The sequence below is a fragment of the Natronomonas halophila genome (assembly GCF_013391085.1).
Lineage (GTDB): Archaea > Halobacteriota > Halobacteria > Halobacteriales > Haloarculaceae > Natronomonas > Natronomonas halophila.
The window spans coordinates 1,547,755-1,567,058 of sequence record NZ_CP058334.1; the positions used below are offsets into that span (position 1 = coordinate 1,547,755).

The following is a 19,304-nucleotide window of genomic DNA, read 5'->3' on the forward strand; positions in this document are numbered from 1 at the left end:
ATGGCGAACGCTATCATCGTCGGCGCTTCTTCCGGTATCGGCCGTGCGCTTGCCCGGGAGCTATCGGGCGAATACGACCTCGGATTGGCCGCCCGACGCACCGACCGGCTCAAGGCGGTCGGCGAGGACATCGGCGGCGCCCACGTCGCGAGCATCGACGTCACCCAATCCGACGCCCGCGAGCGGTTCGACGACCTCGTCGACTCGCTGGGCGGCGTCGACCTCGTGGTTCTTTCCTCCGGCATCGGCCGCTACAACCCCGACCTCGAATGGGACGACGAACGCGACACCATCGACGTCAACACCCGCGGGTTTACCGCCCTCACGACCGCGGCGATGGACCACTTCGAGAAATCCGGGGGCGGCCATCTCGTCGGCATCTCCTCGGTCGCCGCCGAAATCGGCAGTCAGACGATGCCCGCCTACAGCGCCACCAAAGCCTACGTTTCGCGATACCTCGAAGGTCTCCGCTATCGGGCCGACGACGATATCTCGGTCACCGACGTTCGACCCGGCTTCGTCGATACGCCGATGTCACCCGACACCGACCGCTTCTGGGAGTGCTCGCCGGAGACCGCCGCCGGCCAGATTGCCCGCGCGATTCGAAAGGACAAGGACGTCGCGTATATCACCCGCCGGTGGTGGCTCGTCTCGAAAGTCCTCGGCCTGCTGCCGGACCGCTACCGTGCCGGCGTGATGTGAGACACCGGAGTGAATGTGGTCGGCAGTTCACACGACCCCTGAAAGAAACCCCGGACAGCGCTTGCGTCGACGGTATTCGTTCGATTCCACCCGAAGGCAGGGGGTTCGAGTCGAGAGGGATTTGAACCGAGTGGAGACGTTCCTGCTCACTTCGTTGCGCGGGCTGCGTCTCCCCGGGTTCAAATCCCACTGCCGTTTCGTGACTCACGGGAAGCCGAACAGCGCTTCGCTGTCGCTCAGCGCTGTTCGGCGTATTGCTCCTCACAAAAGCGGGCCGAGAGGGATTTGAACCCCCGGCCATCTGGTTAAAAGCCAGATGCTCTGCCAGACTGAGCTATCGGCCCGCACGCATTCATAACCGTGGTTGTGGGTAAATCCTTTCGATTGCCCCTAAACAGACCCGCTCTATTCGCCGGGGAAGTCGTCGATTTTCTCGTGGACGTAGGCGGCCCACTCGTCGAGCGTCTCGTGCATCAGTTCGCGGGCCTCCTCGGGCGGCGTCGCACGGTACTGGTAGACGTGGCCGCCGGAATCGAGCAGGCGCCGCCGCCGCGAGGCGAGTTCCTTGTCCAGAAGCGTCGAGAGCGCCCGGTTGACGTTGCTCCGGTCGCGGTCGACCTCGTCGGCGAGTTCCGCGACGGTGCTATCCGGCGCGTCGAGCAGTTCCAGATAGAGGCGCGCCTCGTGGTCCTGAATGCCGAACACACAGCGAAGGACTTCCTCGAAACCCGGTTCCGAATCCAACATCAGATTGCGGAACCGCGAGGGGTCCGGGTCGGGGTCCATAGCCAGGTTTGGCCCCCGATGAGGATAAATGCCGGGTGTGACATCCGCCGCTGCCGGTAATCAGCAGCCGAAAAGCGAGAAGCGAGGTTACTCCAGCAGGTAGGTCAGCAGGCCCTTCTGGGCGTGCAGGCGGTTTTCGGCCTGGTCCCAGACGATGGCGTTGTCGCTTTCCATCACCGAGTCCGTGACCTCCTCGCCGCGGTGGGCGGGCAGACAGTGCATCAGCAGGCGGTCGTCGAGCCACTCGTCCTGTATCTGGAAGCCGGCCTCCGAGAAGTCGATGAGTTTCTCGGCGCGCTCGGATTCCTCGCCCATACTGACCCAGACGTCGGTGTAGATGACGTCGGCGCCCTCGATGGCTTCCTCGGGGTCGTGCGTCGTTTCGGGGGCCTCGCCGAGTTCCTCGGCGCGGGCCATGATGTCGTCGTCGACGCCGTAGCCGTCCGGCGTCGCCACGGTCAAATCGAGGCCGACAAGCGCCGCCCCGAGGACGAACGATTGACAGACGTTGTTGCCGTCGCCGACCCACGCCACGTCGGCGTCGAAGCCGTCGAAGCGCTCCCGGATAGTCATCAGGTCAGCCAGCGTCTGGCAGGGGTGGGCGTCGTCGGTCAGGCCGTTGACGACCGGCACCTCGGAGTATTCGGCCAACTCGACGGCGTCCTCGTGGTCGAAGACCCGCGCCATGATGACGTCGACGTACCGGCTGAGCGCGCGAGCGGTGTCCTTGACGGGTTCGCCGTGGCCCAGATGGATGTCGTCGGGGCCGAGGAAGATGGCGTGGCCGCCCAGTTGGGTCGCGCCCGTCTCGAAGGACACCCGGGTTCGGGTCGAGGGTTTCTCGAATATCATGCCCAGCGTCTTGCCCGCCATGGCGTCGCCGGTCTTGCCCCGAGCGGTCCGTTCCTTCTGGTCGGCCGCACGGGTGAGCACTTCGTCGAGCTGTTCGCGCGTCAGGTCGTCGATGTTCAGGAAGTTCATTGCAGTTCCTCCGCGACGCGTTCCAGAACCGCGACGGCGCGGTCCAGTTCACGCAGTTCGAGGTGTTCGTTCGGTGCGTGGTCCAAATCAGAGTCGCCGGGGCCGTAGGTCGCCATCGGGCAGTCCCATGCGCCGGCGAAGATGTTCATGTCGGCGGTGCCCGTCTTCCGGAGCAGGCGCGGGTCCCCGCCCTGCCCGCGGATGGCCATCCGGAAGGCCCGGCCCACGTCGGTCCGGGGGCTCTGCATCGTCGGTTCGACCGCGTCCTTCCAGTTGACCGTCCCCGCGCCCGACAGTTCGGCGTCGGCCATCTCCCGGACCTCGTCGGTCGAGTATTCGGGCGGGACGCGCAGTTGGGCGTCCAGCGTCGCCTCGACGGCCAGTCCGTCCTCGCTGACGCCGCCCTCGATGCTGACGGGCTTGGGCGTCACGCGCTCGAAGACGGCGTCGTAGCCGTCGCCGCCGAACTTCTCCTCGACGGCCGACCACCACGCGATGGCGTCCTGAATCGCGTTGTTCTCCGGCCGGGAGGTGTGGCCGGACTCGGAGGTGGCGACGTAGGTGCCCTGCAGGATGCCGCGGTAGCCCAGCGTAATCCCGTCCCACCCGGAGGGTTCGCCGTTGACGACGGCCTCCGGGGCTTCGCGGTCCTCGATGAGGTGGCGGGCGCCGCGGGAGTTGACCTCCTCGCCGACGACGCCGACGAAGGAGACGCCCGTTCTGACGGCCGCGACCGCAAGCGCCGTCAGCGGCCCCTTCGCGTCGACGGAGCCACGGCCCCACAGTTCGGGGCCGTTCTCGCCCTCTTCGACGCGGACCGGAATATCGCCCGGCACGGTGTCGATGTGGGACGTGTACAGCGCAGAGTCGTCTGCCGGCGCCCGGACGTTGCCGACGTCGTCGATGAAGACCTCGCGGTCGTGGTCGCGGAAGAACTCGGCGAGCGCCTCCGCGCACTCCTCCTCTTCGGGCGTCGGCGAGGGGATGGAGACGAGGGTCTCCAGCAACTCGCGTGCTTCCTCGTCGGCTTCGGGCGCCGTCTCACTCATGCGATGATGGCCTCCAGTGCGTCGACGACCTCGTCGGCGTGTTCGCGCTCGATGGTCAGCGGCGGGAGCAGGCGCACGACGCTGCGACCTGCGGGGAGCGCGAGAATCTGATGGTCGATGGCGAGGTCACGGAGGATGGGATTGGCCCCCCGTTTCACCTCGACGCCGACCATCAGGCCCTCGCCGCGGACCTCGCGGACCTCGTCGCCGATGGCGTCCTCGAGTTGGTCGACAAGATAGTCGCCAACCTCGGCGGCGTGTGCCGGCACGTTCTCGCGTTCGATGACGTCGAGTGTCGCGCCCGCGGCGGCGGTGACGACGGGGCCACCCGAGAAGGTCGACCCGTGGTTGCCGCAGTCCTCGGCAATCCAGTCTTTGACGAGCGTCGCGCCGATGGGTAGGCCGCTGCCGAGGCCCTTCGCCGTCGTCAGCACGTCCGGGACGACGTCGTGGGCGTCGGCGGCCCACAGCGTTCCCGTCCGGCCGAGGCCGGTCTGAATCTCGTCCAGAACCATCGCGGCGCCGGCCGCCTCGGTCGTCTCGCGGACCGCCTGCAGGTAGTCGGTCGAGGCGGGGTTGATACCGCCCTCGCCCTGCAGGGGTTCGACGATGACCGCGGCGGTTTCCTCGTCGACGGCCTCGGCCATCGCCTCGCTGTCGCCGTAGGGGACGAACTCGACGTCGCCCGCCAGCGGGCCGAAGCCCTCCTTGTACTCGTCCTTCCAGGTGGCGGCGAGCGTTCCCATCGTCCGGCCGTGGAAGGCCTGCATCGTCGCGACGATCTTCGAGCGGCCGGTGGCGTGTCGGGCGAACTTCAGTGCGGCCTCGTTGGCCTCGGTGCCTGAATTACAGAGCCAGACGTTGTCGATATCGCCCGGCGCCACGTCGGCCAACTGCTCGTAGAGGGCCGTCCGTGGCGCGTTGGGGTAGGAGGCCTGGACGTACATGAGGCGCTCGACCTGGTCGGTCGTGGCCTCGACCACCTCGGGGTGGCAGTGGCCGACCGGGGTACAGGCGTAGCTCGCGCCGAAGTCCAAGTACTCGGTGTCGTTCGTGTCGTAGAGGTAGACGTCCTCGCCACGTTCGATGCTGATGGGTTTCTCGGAGAAAACGAAGCCGCTCATTGTGTTAATCGTCCTTAGGAAGCGCGCTGGGCAGGATATGCGTGCCGCCGCCCTCGACGGCAGACCGGATGGGCTGGTCGGCGTTGGCGCTGGCGACGACGACTTCGCTTGCGCCGCCCTCCAGTGCCTCCGTCGCCGCCATGACCTTCCGGCCCATGAAGCCCTCGGCGGCGTCTTTCAGTTCTGCGTACTCTTCGGGCGTCTCGACGCGTTCGATGAGCGTCGAAGAATCGTCGGGGTCGCGGTAGACGCCCTCCACGTCGGTCAGCGAGACGAGCGTCCCGCCGAGTTCCGCCGCGACGGCGGCCGACGCGCGGTCGGCGTCCGTATTCACGGCGACGTTTCGGGGGTCGGCGTCCTCGCCGTTGTCGCCGAGCATCGGCGGGGAGGCGACGGGCGTGTAGCCATCGTCAAGCAGCGTCTCCAGCAGGTCGCCGTTGACCTGCTTGATGGACCCCGAGTGGTCGCCGCGACGAATCTTCTTCTTGCCGTCCTCGACGACGCGAACGGCCTCCTTGCGGGGGCCGTAGAACAGTTTGCCGTCGACGCCCGACAGGCCGACTGCCTCGATGCCCTGATTCTGGAGGCCCGTCACGAGGTCGGTGTTGACGAGGCCGGCCATGGCCATCTTGAAGACGTCCATCGTCTCCTCGTCGGTGAAGCGGCCGACGACGCCCGATGGGGTTTCGACGTATTCGGGGTCGATGCCCATCTGTTCGAGCGTGTCGTCGACCGCAGTAGAGCCGCCGTGGACGACGGCGACGTCCGTGCCCTCGTCTTTGAGCGCGCCGATGTCGGCGAGCGCGCCCTCGGGGTCGACCGCGCGGGCGCCGCCGATCTTGACGACGACGGTGTCGGCCATCTACGGCGCTCCCACGGGGTGCATCCCCGTGAATTCGAGGCCGGCCGTCTCCTCGAATCCCAGCGCGACGTTGGCCGCGTGGACGGCCTGGCCCGCCGAGCCTTTCATCATGTTGTCGATGGCCGAGAAGACGACGACGCGTTTGTTCGCCGGGTCGAGTTCGAAGCCGACCTCCGCGTAGTTCGAGCCGGCAACCGCCTTCGGCTCGGGGTAGCGATAGACCCCGGAACCGCCGGCCACCAGCCGGACGAACGGCTCCTCCTCGTAGCTGCCGCGGAAGGCACCCCAGAGGTCGCCCTTCGAGACCGGCTCCTCGGGATAGACGTGACACGTCGCCGAGGCGCCGCGAGTCATGTCCACGGCGTGGGCGGTGAAGGACACGCTTGTGCCGAGGAACTGCTCGATTTCGGCCTCGTGGCGGTGGCCCGTCGGCGCGTAGGGGCGAACGACGCCTGAGCGTTCGGGGTGCGACGAGGCTTCGCCGCCGCCGGCGCCGCCCTCGGAGGAGCCGACCTTCACGTCGACGACGATTTGCTCGGTTCCCGAGAGGATGTCGGCGTCGAACAGCGGTTTGAGGCCGAGAATCGCCGCGGTGGCGTTACAGCCGCCGGAGGCGATGAGGTCCGCTCCACGGAGGTTCTCGCGGTTGAGTTCCGGCAGCGCGTACTCGGATTCGTCGAGCAGTTCGGGCCGTTCGTGGCCGTCGTACCACTCGTCGTACTGCTCTTCGCTGTCGAGGCGGAAGTCCGCGCTCAGGTCGACGACGGTGTCGGCGGCGTCCTGAAACGCGTCGATTTGCCCCATCGAGACGCCGTGTGGCGTACACGCGAAGAGGACGTCGACCGATTCCAGTTCCTCGGGGCTGGAAAAGCGAAGGTCCATCCCGCGGAGGTTCGGGTGAATCGACCCGACGGTCTTGTTCTCGTAACTGCGACTCGTCGCCTGTGCCACCTCGAATTCGGGGTGGCCCTCCAGCAGGCGGAGCAGTTCCCCGCCGGTGAAGCCGCTGCCGCCGATGACGCTTGCCGTCGTCATGCGGTTACCTCGGCTTTCTGGACCTTGGCTTCGAGCCAGTCGACGACCGCGCTCGGGACGTCGACGTCGGTGACTTCGTTGAGCGCCTTGAACTCGACGGTGTGGTTGACCTCGTGGACGGTGTAGGAATCGCCCGTCTCCATGAGGTCGACGCCGAGCAGGCCGCCGCCGACCGCATCAGAGGCGCGCTCGACGAGGTCGGCCATCTCGTCGGTGACCTCGATTTCCTCGGTTTCGGCGCCCTGTGCGGCGTTGGTGAGCCAGTGGTCCGACGAGCGGGCCATCGCCGCGACGGGTTCGCCGTCGGTGGCGACGACGCGGATGTCACGGCCCGGCTTGTCGACGAACTCCTGGATGTAGAACACCTTGTGCTCGTAGTGGCCGAGCGTCTCCTTGTGTTCGAGGATAGCCTCGGCGGCATCCCGGGAGTCGATTTTCGCCATCAGGCGGCCCCACGAACCCACGACGGGCTTGAGGACGCACGGATAGCCGAAGTTCTCGATGGACTCCATGGCCGACTCCTTGGTGAAAGCCACCTCGGTGTCGGGCGTCGGGATGTCCTCCTCGGCGAGGACGAGGCTGTTGCGGGCCTTGTCGGCGCAGATGGCCGCCGTCTCCGGGTCGTTGACGACCGGCACGTCGTAGGCGTCGACGAACCGGGTGATGTAGCGCGACCGGCTGGTCGCGAGACAGCGGTCGACGGCGATGTCGACGTCGTCGAAGGCTTCCGGCGGTTCGTGGATGCCAAAGCGCTCCTTGCGGACGTCGATTTTCGTCACGTCGTGGCCGCGGTCGCGGAGTTCGCTCAACAGGAGCTTCTCGTCGCGGCGGATGCGCGAATAGAGGACGCCGACGTTCACGAGTCGTCACCTCGTGACGACTCGTGAGCTCGAAGCGCCGGAGGCGTTTCGGCGTTCATGCTGTGGCCTCCTCACGCGCGGTCGAGTGCGCTGCTGCGCCGACGAACATGGGCCTTACTCCCCCCAGTCCTCTTCGAGTTCGGGCGCCGTATCCAGCTCGACGGGGTCGTCACCGACCACTTCGAGTTCGGCACCGCAGGTCGCACAGTCGACGATCTCTCCGACTTCGAGGTTGTCGTGCAGGTCCTGTTCGGCCCCACACTCGGGACATTCTGCCATTGTACATCGTACTCACCCGTCTAACCACTTAAACGCTTCGAACCTATCAGAATAAAATAATGACGTATACTCGCCTCTAATGCCACAAAAAGCGCCGTTCAAACGTCCAAACGTTTTCCAGTATCAGGAATTTGGTATTATGTCCCCGAGAGGGGACGGCGGTCGTGGTCGGTCACGCATACGTCGACACCTCCGTGTCGAGGTCGGCAGTAGCCGCCGACAGCGCCTCGCGTTTCGTTTCGAGCGTGTCAACGTCGGCTTCGACGCCCGCGACGGCACGCTCCAGCGCCGCCGCCACCGCGTCGGGTGCAGGCCCGCCGAGCGAGTCGCGCGAGGCAACGCTCTGTTCGGGGTCCAGCGCCGCTTCGACTGACTCGCGGTCGACGTGCTCGGAGAGCGACTCGCCGAGTACCTCCTGGGCCGCTTCGTCGAGTGCCTCGTAGTCGCTGCCGTTCTCCGCCGCCAGCGCAACCATCTCGTGGGCCGTCCGGAACGGCAGTCCCGACATCGCCAGCAGGTCCGCGACGCCGGTCGCAGTCGAGAAGCCCTCGCCGGCCGCCTCGGCCAGCGCGTCCTTCTTCCAGTCGGCGGTCGCGACCGCACCGGCCGCAACCTCGGTCGCCTCCGTGACCGCATCCACGGCCTCGAAGGCATGCGGGTGCGCGCGCTGGAGGTCGCGGTTGTAGGCGCGGGGAAGCCCTTTCAGAATCGTCAGCAGGGCGTTCAGCCCCGCCGAGGCGTCGCCCGCCGCGCCCCGCACGAGTTCCATCGTGTCGGGGTTCTTCTTCTGGGGCATAATCGACGACGTCGAGGAGTAGTCGTCCGACAACTCGACGTAGCCCTTGTTCGAGAAGACGACGAGGTCCTCGGCCAGCCCCGACAGCGTCGTCGCAAGCGAGGCGACCGCCGCGGTCGTCTCAACGAGGAAATCACGCGCCGAGGAGGCATCCATCGAGTTCTCGATGACCGACTCGAAGCCGAGCAGGTCGGCGACGCGCTCGCGGTCGATATCGAAGGGCGTCCCCGCGAACGCGGCGGCGCCAAGCGGCGAGCGATTGACGCGCTCGTAGGCATCCAGCAGGCGCTCGGTATCGCGGGCCAGCGCCGATTCGTAGGACAGCAGGTAGTGGCCAACCGTCGTCGGCTGGGCGGGCTGGAGGTGCGTGAAGCCGGGCATCACCGTCTCGCTGTGAGCGGCCGCGACTTCGGTCAGCACCTCGCGGGCCTCGATGGCCGTCTCGACGGCCTCAAGAACGTCCTCGCGTAGACGGTAGCGGATGCAGGTCGCCACCTCGTCGTTGCGCGAGCGCGCGGTGTGCATCTTCCCGCCGCGGGCGCCGACGCGTTCGATGACGGCCGTCTCGATGGCCGCGTGGACGTCCTCGCCGTCCGGCAGGGCGCCGTGGCCCGCGTCCTCGACGTCATCCAGCGCTTCGAGGATGTCGGCCGCGTCCGCCTCGTCGATGATGTCCTGTTCGGCGAGCATCACGACGTGAGCGCGGTCGACCGCGATGTCCGCGGCGAAGATGCGCTCGTCGGCCGCGAGGCTCGACAGGAACTCGCGGGCGGGGCCGCCGCTGAAACGCTCGCGGCGGACCACGTCTTGCGATTCCTCACCCTGTTCCGACATCCGTTATTCCTCGTCGGTCTGGCTGTTGATGACGCGGTTTGCGAGGCGTTCCTGGAAGCCGTGGTACTTCGCGACGCCCGTCGCGTCGCCCTGTTCGATGTCGCCGGTGACGTCCTCGGTGTTGAACGAGGCGGCGTCGGCGGAGTAGACGGCGTACTTCGAGTCGCGGCCGACCGGACGGGCCTGCCCGCCCTCGAAGCGGATGGTGACCGTGCCCGTGACGCGGGTCTGGGTCTCCTCGATGAAGCCTTCGAGCGCGCCGACGAGCGGCGCGTTGACCAGCCCTTCGTAGCCCTTCTCGGACCACTCGTGGTCGATCTGCTTCTTGAAGGAGCGTTCCTCCTTCGTCAGCACGAGGTCCTCAAGGGCCTGATGGGCGTTGAGCAGGACCGTCGCCGCGGGGTGCTCGTAGTTCTCGCGGACCTTCAGGCCGAGCATGCGGTCCTCCATGATGTCGGAGCGGCCGATACCGAAGTCGCCCGCGAGGTCGTTGAGTTCCTCGATGAGCGCGACCGGCTCGATCTCCTCGCCGTCGAGGCTGACGGGGTAGCCGTTCTCGAATCCGACCTCGATTTCGAGCGTCTCGCCCGTCGGCGCGGTCGTCCACTCGTAGATGTCCTCCGGCGGGACGTAGCTCGGTTCTTCGAGTTCGGAGCCCTCGATGGAGCGACTCCAGAGGTTCGTGTCGATGCTGTATTTGCCCTCGTCGCCGCCCTCGACGGGCAGGTCGCGCTCGTCGGCGTACTCCTGTTCGAACTCGCGGGTGAGGCCGAGTTCGCGGACCGGCGCGATGACCTCCATGTCGGAGTCACGCCAGACGGCCTCGAAGCGGAGTTGGTCGTTGCCCTTGCCGGTACAGCCGTGAGCGAGGCCGGTACAGCCCTGCTCTTTGGCGACTTCGAGAATCGCGTTCGCGATGACGGGACGGGCCAGCGCGGTCCCGAGGGGGTAGCCCTGATAGGAGGCGTTGGCGCGGACGGCGTCGAAACACAACTCGGCGAACTCGTCTTTCGCGTCGACGACGTAGTGTTCGAGGTTCAGCGCCTCGGCCGTCTCCTCGGCCTCGGCGAACTCCTCTTCGGGTTGGCCGACATCGACGGTGACGCCGATGACCTCGTCGTAGCCGTATTCTTCCTTGAGCAGCGGTACGCAGACCGTCGTGTCGAGCCCACCGGAGAAGGCGAGCGCGATGCGTTTGTTGTCGGACATGTGTGATGTGTTGATGGGGTAACTGTCGACCGGACAGTCATCGTTGGAAGCGGGGCGACGCGACGTGGGGTGTAGATACTATTCGGGCCTAACGGCCCGGTCGTCGCTGTCGCGGGAGAATGAGGGACCCACCGCTGACATCGGCCGCGTCGGAACGGTGGGTGGTCGTCATGTACATCCATCTATTCCCAGAGGGCTATTAAACCCTTGCGGGACGGCAAGAATCCTTTGTCACGCTATCACGAACCGCGGACGAACCGGGCGTTCAGAAACGCTGGCGGTGAAACAGGAACCGGCGGCAGCATCGTCGAACGAAAATGAGTCCGGTTACGTGCGACGACGGGCCAGTGCCGTCGCGACCACGGCACCGCCAGCGACGGCAACACCGAAGCCGGCGCCGTCAGCATCGGAGCCCTCGGTCGTCGTCGAGTCGCTCCCCTCGGCGACGACCTCGAAGCCGTCGAGGCTCGTACCGGCGTTCCACGTCACGCTGCCCGCGCTACTGCCGTCCGCCGAGGGCGCCGACGAGGTAATCTCGTAGCCGTCGGGTGCCGTGACGGTGAACGTCCGATTGGGCTCGAACCCACTCGCGAAGGGTTCGGTCACGGTCAACTGCTCGCCCTCGACGGCCGCGAGGTTCTCCCAGGCCACCGACAGCGTGACGGTACCGACGCTATCGTTCGATGCGACCTCGATGCTCGCGTCGGTCACGGACATCGACCGCCCGGTCTCGTTGCTCGCCCGGTCGGCGACGCCCTGCATGCGATTCTGGAACCGGGAGGCGGCCGCCTGTCGCGCCGTTTCGTTCGATTCCAGTTCCTCGAAGGCGGCCCGCTCGCTGTCCGTTTCGAGGTCGTAGGTGTAGGTAACCGTCAGGTCGGCGTTACCCTCGGCGTCCAACTCGACGAGGAACTGCTCGTCGTCGTGTTCGGCCGCAGCGGCCGGCGCCGCCGTCGCCGACGAAATCAATGCAACACAGAGCAACACTCCGGCGAACCGTCGTATCCATCCGTCAGAAATCATGTCTTGAAAAGTATCGTGAATCAGCGGTTATCGCAGCGAAATCCGACACGCGTCGGGGTTAGGCGTCCGTGCTGTCGGCCGTCCCGTCGTCGGTTTCGGTCTCCTCGACGTCATCCTCGGTTTCTGCGTCGTCGTCTTCGTCGGCGTCAGTCTCCGGGTCTTCGGTTTCAGTCGCTTCCTCCGTTTCCTCGTCGCGTTCCTCCTCAGTTTCTTCGGCCTCGGTCTCCTCGTCAGTCTCCTCGTCGCGCTCGTCGTCGGAGGCCTCGTCCTCACGTTCGTCGCCCTCGTTCTCGCGCTCGTCTTCAGCCTCGTCCTCGTCGGATTCCTGTGCGTCCTCGGCCGCGTCGAGGGCCGCCTCGGCGTAGTCGCTCGCTTCCTCGGCGAGTTCGAAGGCACGGTCCTCGTCGCCGTTATCGAGCGCCGTCTGGGCGTCGTTCAGCGCCGCACGGGCGTTTTCGAGTTCGGTCCGGGACTCGTTGAGCGCCTCGGTCGTGTCCTGGCTGGCGTTGTCGCCGGCCTGCTCTTCGATGGCGGCGACGCGGTCCTCGGCGAAGGCGACGTGGTCTTCAGCGAAGGCGACCGCCTCGCTGGCGTTGTCCGGTTCGCCCCGCTCGTGTTCGATTTCGACCTCGCGCTGGCCGTCTTCCTGCTCGACTTCGATTTCGATGGTGCCGCCCTGACGCTGGATAGTGACCTCGACGTCGACCTCGCCGCGCTCGTTGCCCGCGATGCTGCGGGCGATGGCGGCGACTTCGCTATCGCTCAGGTTGTCGGCGTTCTCCTGCAGCGTCCGGATGGCCGTGGCGTTGACGCCGCGTTCCTCGAGAGCGCCCTCGGGGAGCGTGGCAGCCGTCTCGTTGGTCGTGTTCAGCTGCTGGCGGACGCTTTCGATGTTCGCGTTGAGTTGGGCCAGTTCGGCGCGGTATTCACCCTCGCTGAGTTCGCCTTCCTGACGCTCCTCGCGGAGGTCCTCCCGTTCCTCACGGAGGTCTTCGAGGCGTTCCTGGAGCCGTTCGACGCGGTCGGCCACGCGGTCGGCGCGTTCGTCGTCGGATTCCGCGGATTCCAGTTCGATTTCGTAGGCGCGGTTCTCTATCTCACCCTCGAACTCGGCTTCCTGAACGCCGACGACACCCGACAGCTGTTCGCCGGGCGTGACCGTCTGGTCGTCCTCGGTGGTGTTTTCCTGCGCGACGACGCCAGCGGCCGGGACGGCGAGCAGCCCGACCACCAGCATCGCCGACATCAGTAGACTTGCGTGCTTCATTACATCCACTCCTACCACCGTGAACACCATATAAATCCCCAGTCGTTCCGACGAATTACCGTCGGTCAACGCCGATTAACCCGGATTAAAAACGCAACACGTGGGCGCGTTTTCCGAACCAACGTCTCGCATCCGCCCTGAACGGAAGGAATATTTATATACTACGTCGCCGGTCCGTGGTCCAGACGTGCTACTCCCGTCGCCGCAGCGCGACCAGCAGCGCGACCACCGGCAACGCGGCCAGCGTGAGCGCCCACAGGAAGGTTCCGACGCCTTCGAGGCCGTCGTCCGGCGGGGCCGCCGTTGTCGGTTCGGTCGCCGTCGCGGTTTCACTGCCCTCGGGTTCGTTGAAGGCGGCATAGAAGTTCGAGAAGTCGGATTCGACGCTCCAGGCGGCGCTGTTCAATCGGGCGATACCCGGCGGGGGTTGGGTGACCCCGCGCCGGTAGCCCTCGGGACCGTGAATCGTCACGTCGCGGTCGGGTTCGTAGCCGCTCCGGAACGGTTCGGTCACGACGACCATCGTCTCGTTGTAATACGCCAGGTTCTCCCAGGTGACGGTTACCGAGACGAAGCCGGTGCCGTTCCGCTCGTAGGTGTCGACCGAGGGGTCCCGGACGCGCATATCGAGGTCCGTCCCGTTTCGCCCGGTCGCCGCCGCCGCTTCGAGGTCCGACATCGTCTCCTCGCGGTGGTCGGCCCGCGCCGTCTCGTTGGTAGAAATGGCCTCGTAGGCCGATTGTTCGTCCTCGGCGCTCAGATTGTAGGTCGTAATGTGGTGGACCGCGGCGTTTCCGTCGGCCGTCAGTTCGATGGCGAGCGTGTCGTCGGTCGATTCCTCGTGGACGCCGGCAGCGAGGCCGGCCGTCGCCGCCAGACAGCAGGCCGCCAACAGTACGACCGCGAGCGTTCGCCGCATGCCCGTTGCTGTGCGGTGGCCTCCCAAAGCGGTTTCGCCTTCCATGCGGGGCCACAGCGCTTTTGCGCTCGCCGGACCCAGCGGGCAGTATGCTCCCCAACCGCGGCGGTATGGACGTCGAGGACCTGCTGAAAATCGTCCTCGTGCTGGTCGTCATCTGGATTATCGTCCAGATACTGCTGGACATCCTCGAGTTCGCCTTCAGCGGCGTCGGGTCGCTGCTCGGCCTCGTCATCGTCGTCCTCATCGTGGCCTACTTCCTCGACTACATCTAAGACGAGTCGTGTACAGCCTCAACGCGCCCGTCCCCGCGGAGATATCGCGACTCGCTCGGGGACTGGCCTCGAACTGCTTCGACGCCACGCCGCGGGACCGCCACACCCTCGTCCTCAAGCGCCTCGGTGACGGCGAACCCCGCAACCTCGCCAGCGAGGCCCGCTCGCGTATCGTCGGCACCGAACCGTTCTCCGCCCGCGTGACCGGCGTCGACACCTTCGAAGAGCCCGCAACCGGCCGAGGACCCGTCGCCTACCTCCGGGTCAAATCGCCCGGCATCGAGCGGCTGCATCGCCGGCTTTGTGAGCGGTTCGACCCCGCCGAGGGCATCGAGGCCGACGACTACGTGCCCCACATCACGGTCGCCCGCGGCGGCGACGCCGACCGGTTGGCCGGCACCGACCTCGACCGCGAGTGGACCGTCGACGCGCTCGTCGTCTGGTCCTCGGAGTACCGCGAACCCGTCGAGCGCATCGCGCTGCCCGTTCAGAAGGCGTAAAACGAGAAGGCGACGCCGAGGAGGATGAAAAACAGCGTCAGTCCGATGGGGTTGAGCAGATACCGAAGCGGCGTATCCGCGACGAGTCGCTCGGTCGTCGTCTTCGGCGGCCGCGAGGCTCGAACCGGCCCCGAGGCGAGCATCGCAGGCCGGACCGGCGCCTCGCCAGCACGGTCGGTCAATGCCTCGGCGTCGACCGCGCCGGCCGCCTCGAAGTCCTCGGAGTCATAGCCCGCTTCGAGCAACGCGCCCGCACAGGGCTTACAGAGGACGTACTCCTGTCCGCCCTCCTCGTAGGCGGCCAGTTCCGTCGCCGACTGGGCGACGTGCTGGCAGCGCTGGCAGACATGCTGGCGGTCCGAACGCATCGTCGAGACGGCCCGGGGTGCGTCGGGAAGCGGGAACAGCGGCGCCGCCTCCCGTCGGTCGCCGTAGGCCGGGTCGTCGGGATGCAGCGTCGCGTGACACGGGCCACACAACGTGACGAACTCCTCTAAGGACTCCAGCGAGGGCGTCGTATGCGGGGCCGCATGATGGGCTTCCAGACGGCGGCCGTCCGCATCGATGTCGCTGTTGTCCTCGACACCAGTCGGGTCCTGCCGGTAGCCACACCGCTGGCAGGTGTGTTCGTCGCGGTCCAGTACCTCCCCGCGGATGATTTCCCATCGTGGCCCCTCGCCGTCGGCCGTCCGTCGGTTCTCCGCGCGCGGGTCGAGAGTAGTCATGGCTGTGGCGGCGTCCCGTCCCAGGCGTCCTTGTCGCTGTAGAAGTTCAGCATGGCGAACTTGAGTTTCTCGGGAGCGATGTCGATGTGTTCGCTGCGCTCCTCGGGCGGGAAGGACGGATAGACGCTGTACTCGCCTAACTCGACGCGCTGTGAATGCGTGTAGCGTTCGTCGACCAGCACGCGAGCGCCGAAGTCCTCCGGCGACCGGATGGCCCGTCCCAGCGCCTGCCGCGTCTTCCGGACCGTCGGGATTTCGACCGCATAGCGCCAGCCCGCATCCTCGTCGGAGTCCTCGTCACCGAAGGCGCCCTCGTAGGCCCGCTGGACGGCCTCACGTCGGTCATCCAGATGCGGGTAGGGCACGCCGACGACCACGACGCTCCGAGCGTCGTCGTCGTCGAAACTGACCCCCTCCGCGAGGGTACCCCACAGCGAGGTGAAAAGCACCGCGTCGTCCTCGTCGGTGAACTCCCGGCGCATCTCCTCGGCGCGGGTCGCGGGTTCGTCCAGATACGGCGTCGAATCGCCCGAAAAGCGGTGGTAATAGCGTTCGGCCTCGGCGTAACTCGGGAAGAAGACGAGCGTGTTGCCGGGGGTGAACTCGACGGTGTCCTCGATAACGTTGCCGACGGTTTCCTGCACGGTGGGGTCGTCCCGCTGGCTGGCGAACAGCGCCGGGGTCTCGACGGCGTAGGTGCGGCGGTTTTCCTCCGGGAACTGCTCGCCGTAGGCCATCGTCACCGGGTCCTCCAGCCCCAGCACGTCCTCGGTCACCTCGAAGGGCCGCAGGGTCGCGCTCATCAGAATCGTCGAATGCAACTCCTCGAAGAGCGGCCGGGTGACCTGCTGTGGCAGACAGGTGTAGAGTTCAGCGCGGCCGATGACGCCCGTTTCGGTGCGTCGAACGCCTAAAACGGGGTACTGGCCCGGTTCGACCGACGACTCCATCCACTCCTCGATGAACGACGCCGCCGACAGCGTCGGACACTCCTTGCGCGTCGTCGCCTCACCGTCCTTATAGGCCTGTTCGTAGCGGCGGTCCAGTTCCTCACCGAGGGCCAGCGCCTGTTCGAGGTCCGTCGAGAAGCCCTGTCCCGTGTAGTTCTGGAGGAAGGAAACCGAGAGGTCGTCCCGGCCCTCCTCGTTGTCGATGGGAACGTCCTCCCAGTCCTCGCCGACCGCCTCCCGTTCGCCGAAGCCGAACGAATCCTCGTAGGTCTCGACGAGCGCATCGCGGAAGGTGCCAATGACGTTCGCCGCCGGTTCCGCGCGGGCGTCGTCACACTCCTCCAGTTCGTCCATCGCGCCCTCCAGCGTCTGTTCGGCGAGTTTTCGTGTCGCGTGGTCACGGGCGGCGCCCGCGACGTTGTGGGCCTCGTCGAAGACGACGATGATGTCCTCGGGTTCGCGGCCCAGCCACCGGAAGAACTGCTCGCGAATCATCGGGTCAAGCAGATGGTGGTAGTTGCAGATAACGAGGTCGACGCCCTCGATGCCGTCCTTCAGGAGTTCGTAGCCGCAGAAATCCATCGCGTGGGCGCGCTCGTAGATTTCGTCCGGCGTCCGGACGTCCTCGTAGAGCCACTGGTAGAACTCGTCGGTCTCGCCGGTCAGGTTGTTGTAATATCGGTCACAGATGTTCCGCTCTTCCTGCAGCGCCTCGATGCTCGCTTCGATGTCGTCGATCTCGTCCATGACCGACCCGCGGGCCTGCGCGGCCTCGCCGTTGCCGTCCTTGCTCGCATCGAGCAGTTCGCCCTCGCGGTCCTCCAGTTCGGCCAAATCCTGTTCCTTGTCGACCAAATCGCGGGTCGTATCCCGCAGGGCCTGACACTCCTCGTAGCCGACGTCGATGTGGCACATCGAGACTTTCCCGCGGAAGACGACCGACCGAATCGGTTCCTGGTCGTTGATGGCACGGGCCTCCTCGATGAACTGCCGGGTCTGTTGGTGGACGTTGGTCGTAATGACGACCGTCTTGCCGGCCGCGCGGCCGTACTCCAGCGCCGGCACCAGCGAGGCAAGCGTCTTGCCCGTCCCGCAGGCACCCTCGAAGAGCACGTCACGCTCCTCGACCAGCGCCTCGCGGATGTTGCCCATCGCGTCCTCCTGGTGGTCGTACGGCTCATCGTACGGGAAGAATCGCGCGTGGCCGGACGACTCTGACACAGCACCTACTCAGTCTTTTTCAAATAAAAGGGTTCGCCGCGCGGAGTGAAAGTTATACCACGGGCTCGCGGTGGGAAAACGGCGGTAAAAAGCGAGCCGAGTTAGGCCAGCGCGTTCATCATCAGGACGAACACGCCCAGTAGAACGCCGAAGGCGATGACCGTACGGGGGTCCATCGTGGGCGTGTTGCCGCTCTCTTCGTCGAAGTACCGGACGAGTCCGGCGCTGGACATCAGCCCGCCGGAGTTTTCTCCACTGCTCATACTCGACAGTTCGCAGGCGTGGGGGTAAGCCTTTCGGCAGCGTTCGACCGCCCCGGTCCTGCGTCGGAACCACCGGTTGGAAAACCCTTAAGCGAGCGGCTAAACAAACTCCGATAGTCATGCCCGTTACCCTCAAGGACTTCTATGCAGACTGGTGCGGCCCGTGCAAGACGCAGGACCCCATCCTCGACGAACTCGAAGACGAGTTCCCCGACGTCGACTTCGAGAAAGTAAACGTCGACGAGGAACAGGACGTCGCCAACGAGTATCAGGTCCGCTCGCTGCCGACGCTCATTATCGAGAACGACGACGGCATCGTCGAGCGCTTCGTCGGCGTCACCCAGCGCGACGACCTCGAAGACGCGCTGAGTCAGGCCGGAGCCTAAAACACCCACTTTTCAACACCGAACTTTTTGCACGGCGAGCCGGAGGCTCGCCGGCAAAAACTTCGATGAAAAAGACACGGCGGGCCTCCCTACGGTCGGCCCTTGGTCCCGCGCCTCGCTATCGCTCGGCGCGGTGAACCGCTCGCGCGCCTTCGAGAGCGCGCTCACGGATGCTTCGACTATTGCTTTCTTAAATAAGCAATCGCAGATAGTCGCCTTAACAGCGCGTCAGTACCTGCCTTCCAGCCACGTCACCACGTCCGTAATCTCCTGTGGGGCGGTTCCGTGACCGACGCCGTAGGTTTCGAAACGGACGTCGGCGCCGCCCTCTTGTAAGAGTTCGGCGGCCTGTTCGGCGCGTTCCGGCGGGATGACCTGGTCCATCGCGCCACACCCGATGAAGACCGGCTTGCCTTCGGCGTTGTCCACCTCGTCGTGGTGGGAGTCGGCGAGATAGCCGTTCAGCGCGACGACCCATCGGTAGGCGTCGGGGCGCTCCAGGAGGGCCGACATACTGGTGATAGCGCCCTGACTGAAGCCCAGCAGGCCGACGCGGTCCGGGTCGAGATTGTAGTGCTCGACCGCCTCCGCGACGAACTCGTGGATCAAATCGAGGCTCCGGCGGAACCCATCGGGGTCCGGCTGGCTGGCGTGGAGGCCGCCACCCGAGAGGTCGAGGTCGTACCACGTGTAGCTGTTCGGCCCGCCCATCTCGTTCGGGGCACGCACGCTCAGGACGTGCAGTTCGTCCGGTAGTTGTGCCGCGATGGGCAACAGGTCGCGTTCGTTCGTCCCTCGCCCGTGAATCAGTACGACCGCCGGGGCGTCTTCCTCGACAGAGCCCGGCCGACTCTCGTGGACCAGCGGCAACTCGCCTGAATCGCTCATACCCCGAATACGTCGTCCGCCATCAAAAACAGCCGGTAACCCACGCCCCACGGCAACCCTAACCGTGTTAGAATCTACCACAGCATTTATTGCTACTGTGAATCAATGACACTCTGTATGGCGACCGCGAACGAAGATATCTTCGACGACTTCCTCGACGAGCGAGGCCACACGACTGACTCTCCGTCCTGGGAACGAGACTATAACAAGAAACGATGTCCCGACTGCGGCGGGCTTCACGGACTCGACGCCTCGACATGCTCGGTCTGCGGCTGGCAGCCCAACTGAATCGCGGTCATTCCTCCCGTTTCTTTTAAATAATATATCCGGATAGCCGTGGGGTTCGCTTCGTTCCGACGGCCCTCGCTCG

At 65.9% G+C, this 19,304-nt stretch carries 22 protein-coding genes and 1 tRNA gene; 5 read left to right on the plus strand and 18 right to left on the minus strand.

Annotation, left to right across the window (positions count from 1 at the left end; translation table 11 throughout):
- Positions 1-702: an SDR family NAD(P)-dependent oxidoreductase gene (locus tag HWV23_RS08470; RefSeq protein ID WP_178289973.1), complete on the plus strand. Its 702-nt coding sequence runs from the start codon at positions 1-3 to the stop codon at positions 700-702.
- Between the two features lie 270 nt (positions 703-972).
- On the opposite strand, the gene HWV23_RS08475 is transcribed toward HWV23_RS08470, so the two are convergent.
- From HWV23_RS08475 to HWV23_RS08540, 14 genes are all read right to left on the minus strand, one after another.
- Positions 973-1,046, minus strand: a tRNA-Lys gene (locus tag HWV23_RS08475).
- Positions 1,047-1,107: 61 nt separating this feature from the next.
- Positions 1,108-1,488 carry a helix-turn-helix domain-containing protein gene (locus tag HWV23_RS08480; RefSeq protein ID WP_178289974.1) on the minus strand — a complete coding sequence of 127 codons (381 nt, stop codon included), beginning with the start codon at positions 1,486-1,488 and terminating at the stop codon, positions 1,108-1,110.
- An 87-nt stretch (positions 1,489-1,575) separates the two neighbouring features.
- Positions 1,576-2,469, minus strand: coding sequence for an ornithine carbamoyltransferase (gene argF / locus HWV23_RS08485; protein ID WP_178289975.1), 894 nt, complete (start codon positions 2,467-2,469; stop codon positions 1,576-1,578).
- Entirely contained in the window at positions 2,466-3,518 is a 1,053-nt protein-coding gene (locus HWV23_RS08490) for a [LysW]-lysine hydrolase (RefSeq protein ID WP_178289976.1), read from the minus strand. The genes argF and HWV23_RS08490 overlap by 4 nt, the downstream gene beginning before the upstream one ends.
- Entirely contained in the window at positions 3,515-4,642 is a 1,128-nt protein-coding gene (locus HWV23_RS08495; RefSeq protein ID WP_178289977.1) for an aspartate aminotransferase family protein, read from the minus strand. The genes HWV23_RS08490 and HWV23_RS08495 overlap by 4 nt, the downstream gene beginning before the upstream one ends.
- Positions 4,643-4,646: 4 nt before the next feature.
- Positions 4,647-5,504, minus strand: a complete 858-nt coding sequence (locus HWV23_RS08500; RefSeq protein WP_178289978.1) for an acetylglutamate/acetylaminoadipate kinase — start codon at positions 5,502-5,504, stop codon at positions 4,647-4,649.
- Positions 5,505-6,539 (minus strand): N-acetyl-gamma-glutamyl-phosphate reductase, encoded by a 1,035-nt coding sequence (gene argC / locus HWV23_RS08505; RefSeq protein WP_178289979.1) that lies wholly within the window; start codon positions 6,537-6,539, stop codon positions 5,505-5,507.
- Complete coding sequence (gene lysX / locus HWV23_RS08510; RefSeq protein ID WP_178289980.1) at positions 6,536-7,399, minus strand: lysine biosynthesis protein LysX; 864 nt, start codon at positions 7,397-7,399, stop codon at positions 6,536-6,538. Before lysX ends, argC begins: the two co-directional genes overlap by 4 nt.
- 114 nt (positions 7,400-7,513) lie before the next feature.
- Complete coding sequence (lysW, locus tag HWV23_RS08515; protein ID WP_178289981.1) at positions 7,514-7,678, minus strand: lysine biosynthesis protein LysW; 165 nt, start codon at positions 7,676-7,678, stop codon at positions 7,514-7,516.
- A gap of 172 nt (positions 7,679-7,850) precedes the next feature.
- Complete coding sequence (gene argH / locus HWV23_RS08520) at positions 7,851-9,308, minus strand: argininosuccinate lyase (RefSeq protein WP_178289982.1); 1,458 nt, start codon at positions 9,306-9,308, stop codon at positions 7,851-7,853.
- Between the two features lie 3 nt (positions 9,309-9,311).
- Entirely contained in the window at positions 9,312-10,517 is a 1,206-nt protein-coding gene (locus HWV23_RS08525) for an argininosuccinate synthase (RefSeq protein WP_178289983.1), read from the minus strand.
- Between the two features lie 327 nt (positions 10,518-10,844).
- Positions 10,845-11,540, minus strand: a complete 696-nt coding sequence (locus HWV23_RS08530; RefSeq protein ID WP_178289984.1) for a DUF7345 domain-containing protein — start codon at positions 11,538-11,540, stop codon at positions 10,845-10,847.
- 58 nt (positions 11,541-11,598) lie between these two features.
- Complete coding sequence (locus HWV23_RS08535) at positions 11,599-12,807, minus strand: putative sodium/potassium/calcium exchanger (RefSeq protein ID WP_178289985.1); 1,209 nt, start codon at positions 12,805-12,807, stop codon at positions 11,599-11,601.
- A 190-nt stretch (positions 12,808-12,997) separates the two neighbouring features.
- Positions 12,998-13,726 (minus strand): DUF7345 domain-containing protein, encoded by a 729-nt coding sequence (locus HWV23_RS08540; protein WP_178289986.1) that lies wholly within the window; start codon positions 13,724-13,726, stop codon positions 12,998-13,000.
- A gap of 89 nt (positions 13,727-13,815) precedes the next feature.
- Between HWV23_RS08540 and HWV23_RS08545 the strand changes: the two genes are divergently transcribed.
- Both HWV23_RS08545 and HWV23_RS08550 read left to right on the plus strand, forming a co-directional pair.
- Complete coding sequence (locus tag HWV23_RS08545) at positions 13,816-14,001, plus strand: DUF7554 family protein (RefSeq protein ID WP_178289987.1); 186 nt, start codon at positions 13,816-13,818, stop codon at positions 13,999-14,001.
- A gap of 8 nt (positions 14,002-14,009) precedes the next feature.
- Positions 14,010-14,501: a 2'-5' RNA ligase family protein gene (locus tag HWV23_RS08550; protein ID WP_178289988.1), complete on the plus strand. Its 492-nt coding sequence runs from the start codon at positions 14,010-14,012 to the stop codon at positions 14,499-14,501.
- Here HWV23_RS08550 and HWV23_RS08555 read toward each other — a convergent pair.
- The 3 genes from HWV23_RS08555 to HWV23_RS08565 all read right to left on the minus strand — a co-directional run bounded on the left by HWV23_RS08555 (position 14,489) and on the right by HWV23_RS08565 (position 17,660).
- Positions 14,489-15,226: an HNH endonuclease gene (locus HWV23_RS08555; protein WP_178289989.1), complete on the minus strand. Its 738-nt coding sequence runs from the start codon at positions 15,224-15,226 to the stop codon at positions 14,489-14,491. The genes HWV23_RS08550 and HWV23_RS08555 overlap by 13 nt on opposite strands.
- Positions 15,223-17,328 (minus strand): ATP-dependent DNA helicase, encoded by a 2,106-nt coding sequence (locus HWV23_RS08560; protein WP_246282748.1) that lies wholly within the window; start codon positions 17,326-17,328, stop codon positions 15,223-15,225. The genes HWV23_RS08555 and HWV23_RS08560 overlap by 4 nt, the downstream gene beginning before the upstream one ends.
- A gap of 170 nt (positions 17,329-17,498) precedes the next feature.
- Positions 17,499-17,660, minus strand: a complete 162-nt coding sequence (locus tag HWV23_RS08565; protein ID WP_178289991.1) for a preprotein translocase subunit Sec61beta — start codon at positions 17,658-17,660, stop codon at positions 17,499-17,501.
- A 119-nt stretch (positions 17,661-17,779) separates the two neighbouring features.
- Between HWV23_RS08565 and HWV23_RS08570 the strand changes: the two genes are divergently transcribed.
- The gene (locus HWV23_RS08570; protein ID WP_178289992.1) at positions 17,780-18,046 is read left to right on the plus strand and encodes a thioredoxin domain-containing protein; all 267 of its coding nucleotides are present in this window, start codon (positions 17,780-17,782) and stop codon (positions 18,044-18,046) included.
- A gap of 228 nt (positions 18,047-18,274) precedes the next feature.
- On the opposite strand, the gene HWV23_RS08575 is transcribed toward HWV23_RS08570, so the two are convergent.
- Entirely contained in the window at positions 18,275-18,934 is a 660-nt protein-coding gene (locus tag HWV23_RS08575) for an alpha/beta hydrolase (protein ID WP_178289993.1), read from the minus strand.
- A gap of 117 nt (positions 18,935-19,051) precedes the next feature.
- On the opposite strand from HWV23_RS08575, the gene HWV23_RS17235 reads away from it, so the two are divergent.
- Positions 19,052-19,222: an HVO_0416 family zinc finger protein gene (locus HWV23_RS17235; RefSeq protein WP_343045282.1), complete on the plus strand. Its 171-nt coding sequence runs from the start codon at positions 19,052-19,054 to the stop codon at positions 19,220-19,222.
- Positions 19,223-19,304: the final 82 nt, after the last annotated feature.

Coding starts and splice junctions, on each gene's coding strand:
- HWV23_RS08570 (WP_178289992.1), top strand. CDS start 17,780: ATGCCCGTTACCCTCAAGGACTTCTATGCAGACTGGTGCGGCCCGTGC.
- HWV23_RS08470 (WP_178289973.1), top strand. CDS start 1: ATGGCGAACGCTATCATCGTCGGCGCTTCTTCCGGTATCGGCCGTGCG.
- HWV23_RS08480 (WP_178289974.1), bottom strand. CDS start 1,488: ATGGACCCCGACCCGGACCCCTCGCGGTTCCGCAATCTGATGTTGGAT.
- argF (WP_178289975.1), bottom strand. CDS start 2,469: ATGAACTTCCTGAACATCGACGACCTGACGCGCGAACAGCTCGACGAA.
- HWV23_RS08525 (WP_178289983.1), bottom strand. CDS start 10,517: ATGTCCGACAACAAACGCATCGCGCTCGCCTTCTCCGGTGGGCTCGAC.
- HWV23_RS08565 (WP_178289991.1), bottom strand. CDS start 17,660: ATGAGCAGTGGAGAAAACTCCGGCGGGCTGATGTCCAGCGCCGGACTC.
- HWV23_RS08555 (WP_178289989.1), bottom strand. CDS start 15,226: ATGACTACTCTCGACCCGCGCGCGGAGAACCGACGGACGGCCGACGGC.
- lysW (WP_178289981.1), bottom strand. CDS start 7,678: ATGGCAGAATGTCCCGAGTGTGGGGCCGAACAGGACCTGCACGACAAC.
- HWV23_RS08495 (WP_178289977.1), bottom strand. CDS start 4,642: ATGAGCGGCTTCGTTTTCTCCGAGAAACCCATCAGCATCGAACGTGGC.
- HWV23_RS08575 (WP_178289993.1), bottom strand. CDS start 18,934: ATGAGCGATTCAGGCGAGTTGCCGCTGGTCCACGAGAGTCGGCCGGGC.
- HWV23_RS17235 (WP_343045282.1), top strand. CDS start 19,052: ATGGCGACCGCGAACGAAGATATCTTCGACGACTTCCTCGACGAGCGA.
- HWV23_RS08500 (WP_178289978.1), bottom strand. CDS start 5,504: ATGGCCGACACCGTCGTCGTCAAGATCGGCGGCGCCCGCGCGGTCGAC.
- argC (WP_178289979.1), bottom strand. CDS start 6,539: ATGACGACGGCAAGCGTCATCGGCGGCAGCGGCTTCACCGGCGGGGAA.
- HWV23_RS08530 (WP_178289984.1), bottom strand. CDS start 11,540: ATGATTTCTGACGGATGGATACGACGGTTCGCCGGAGTGTTGCTCTGT.
- HWV23_RS08535 (WP_178289985.1), bottom strand. CDS start 12,807: ATGAAGCACGCAAGTCTACTGATGTCGGCGATGCTGGTGGTCGGGCTG.
- argH (WP_178289982.1), bottom strand. CDS start 9,308: ATGTCGGAACAGGGTGAGGAATCGCAAGACGTGGTCCGCCGCGAGCGT.
- HWV23_RS08540 (WP_178289986.1), bottom strand. CDS start 13,726: ATGCGGCGAACGCTCGCGGTCGTACTGTTGGCGGCCTGCTGTCTGGCG.
- HWV23_RS08490 (WP_178289976.1), bottom strand. CDS start 3,518: ATGAGTGAGACGGCGCCCGAAGCCGACGAGGAAGCACGCGAGTTGCTG.
- HWV23_RS08545 (WP_178289987.1), top strand. CDS start 13,816: ATGCTCCCCAACCGCGGCGGTATGGACGTCGAGGACCTGCTGAAAATC.
- HWV23_RS08560 (WP_246282748.1), bottom strand. CDS start 17,328: ATGGGCAACATCCGCGAGGCGCTGGTCGAGGAGCGTGACGTGCTCTTC.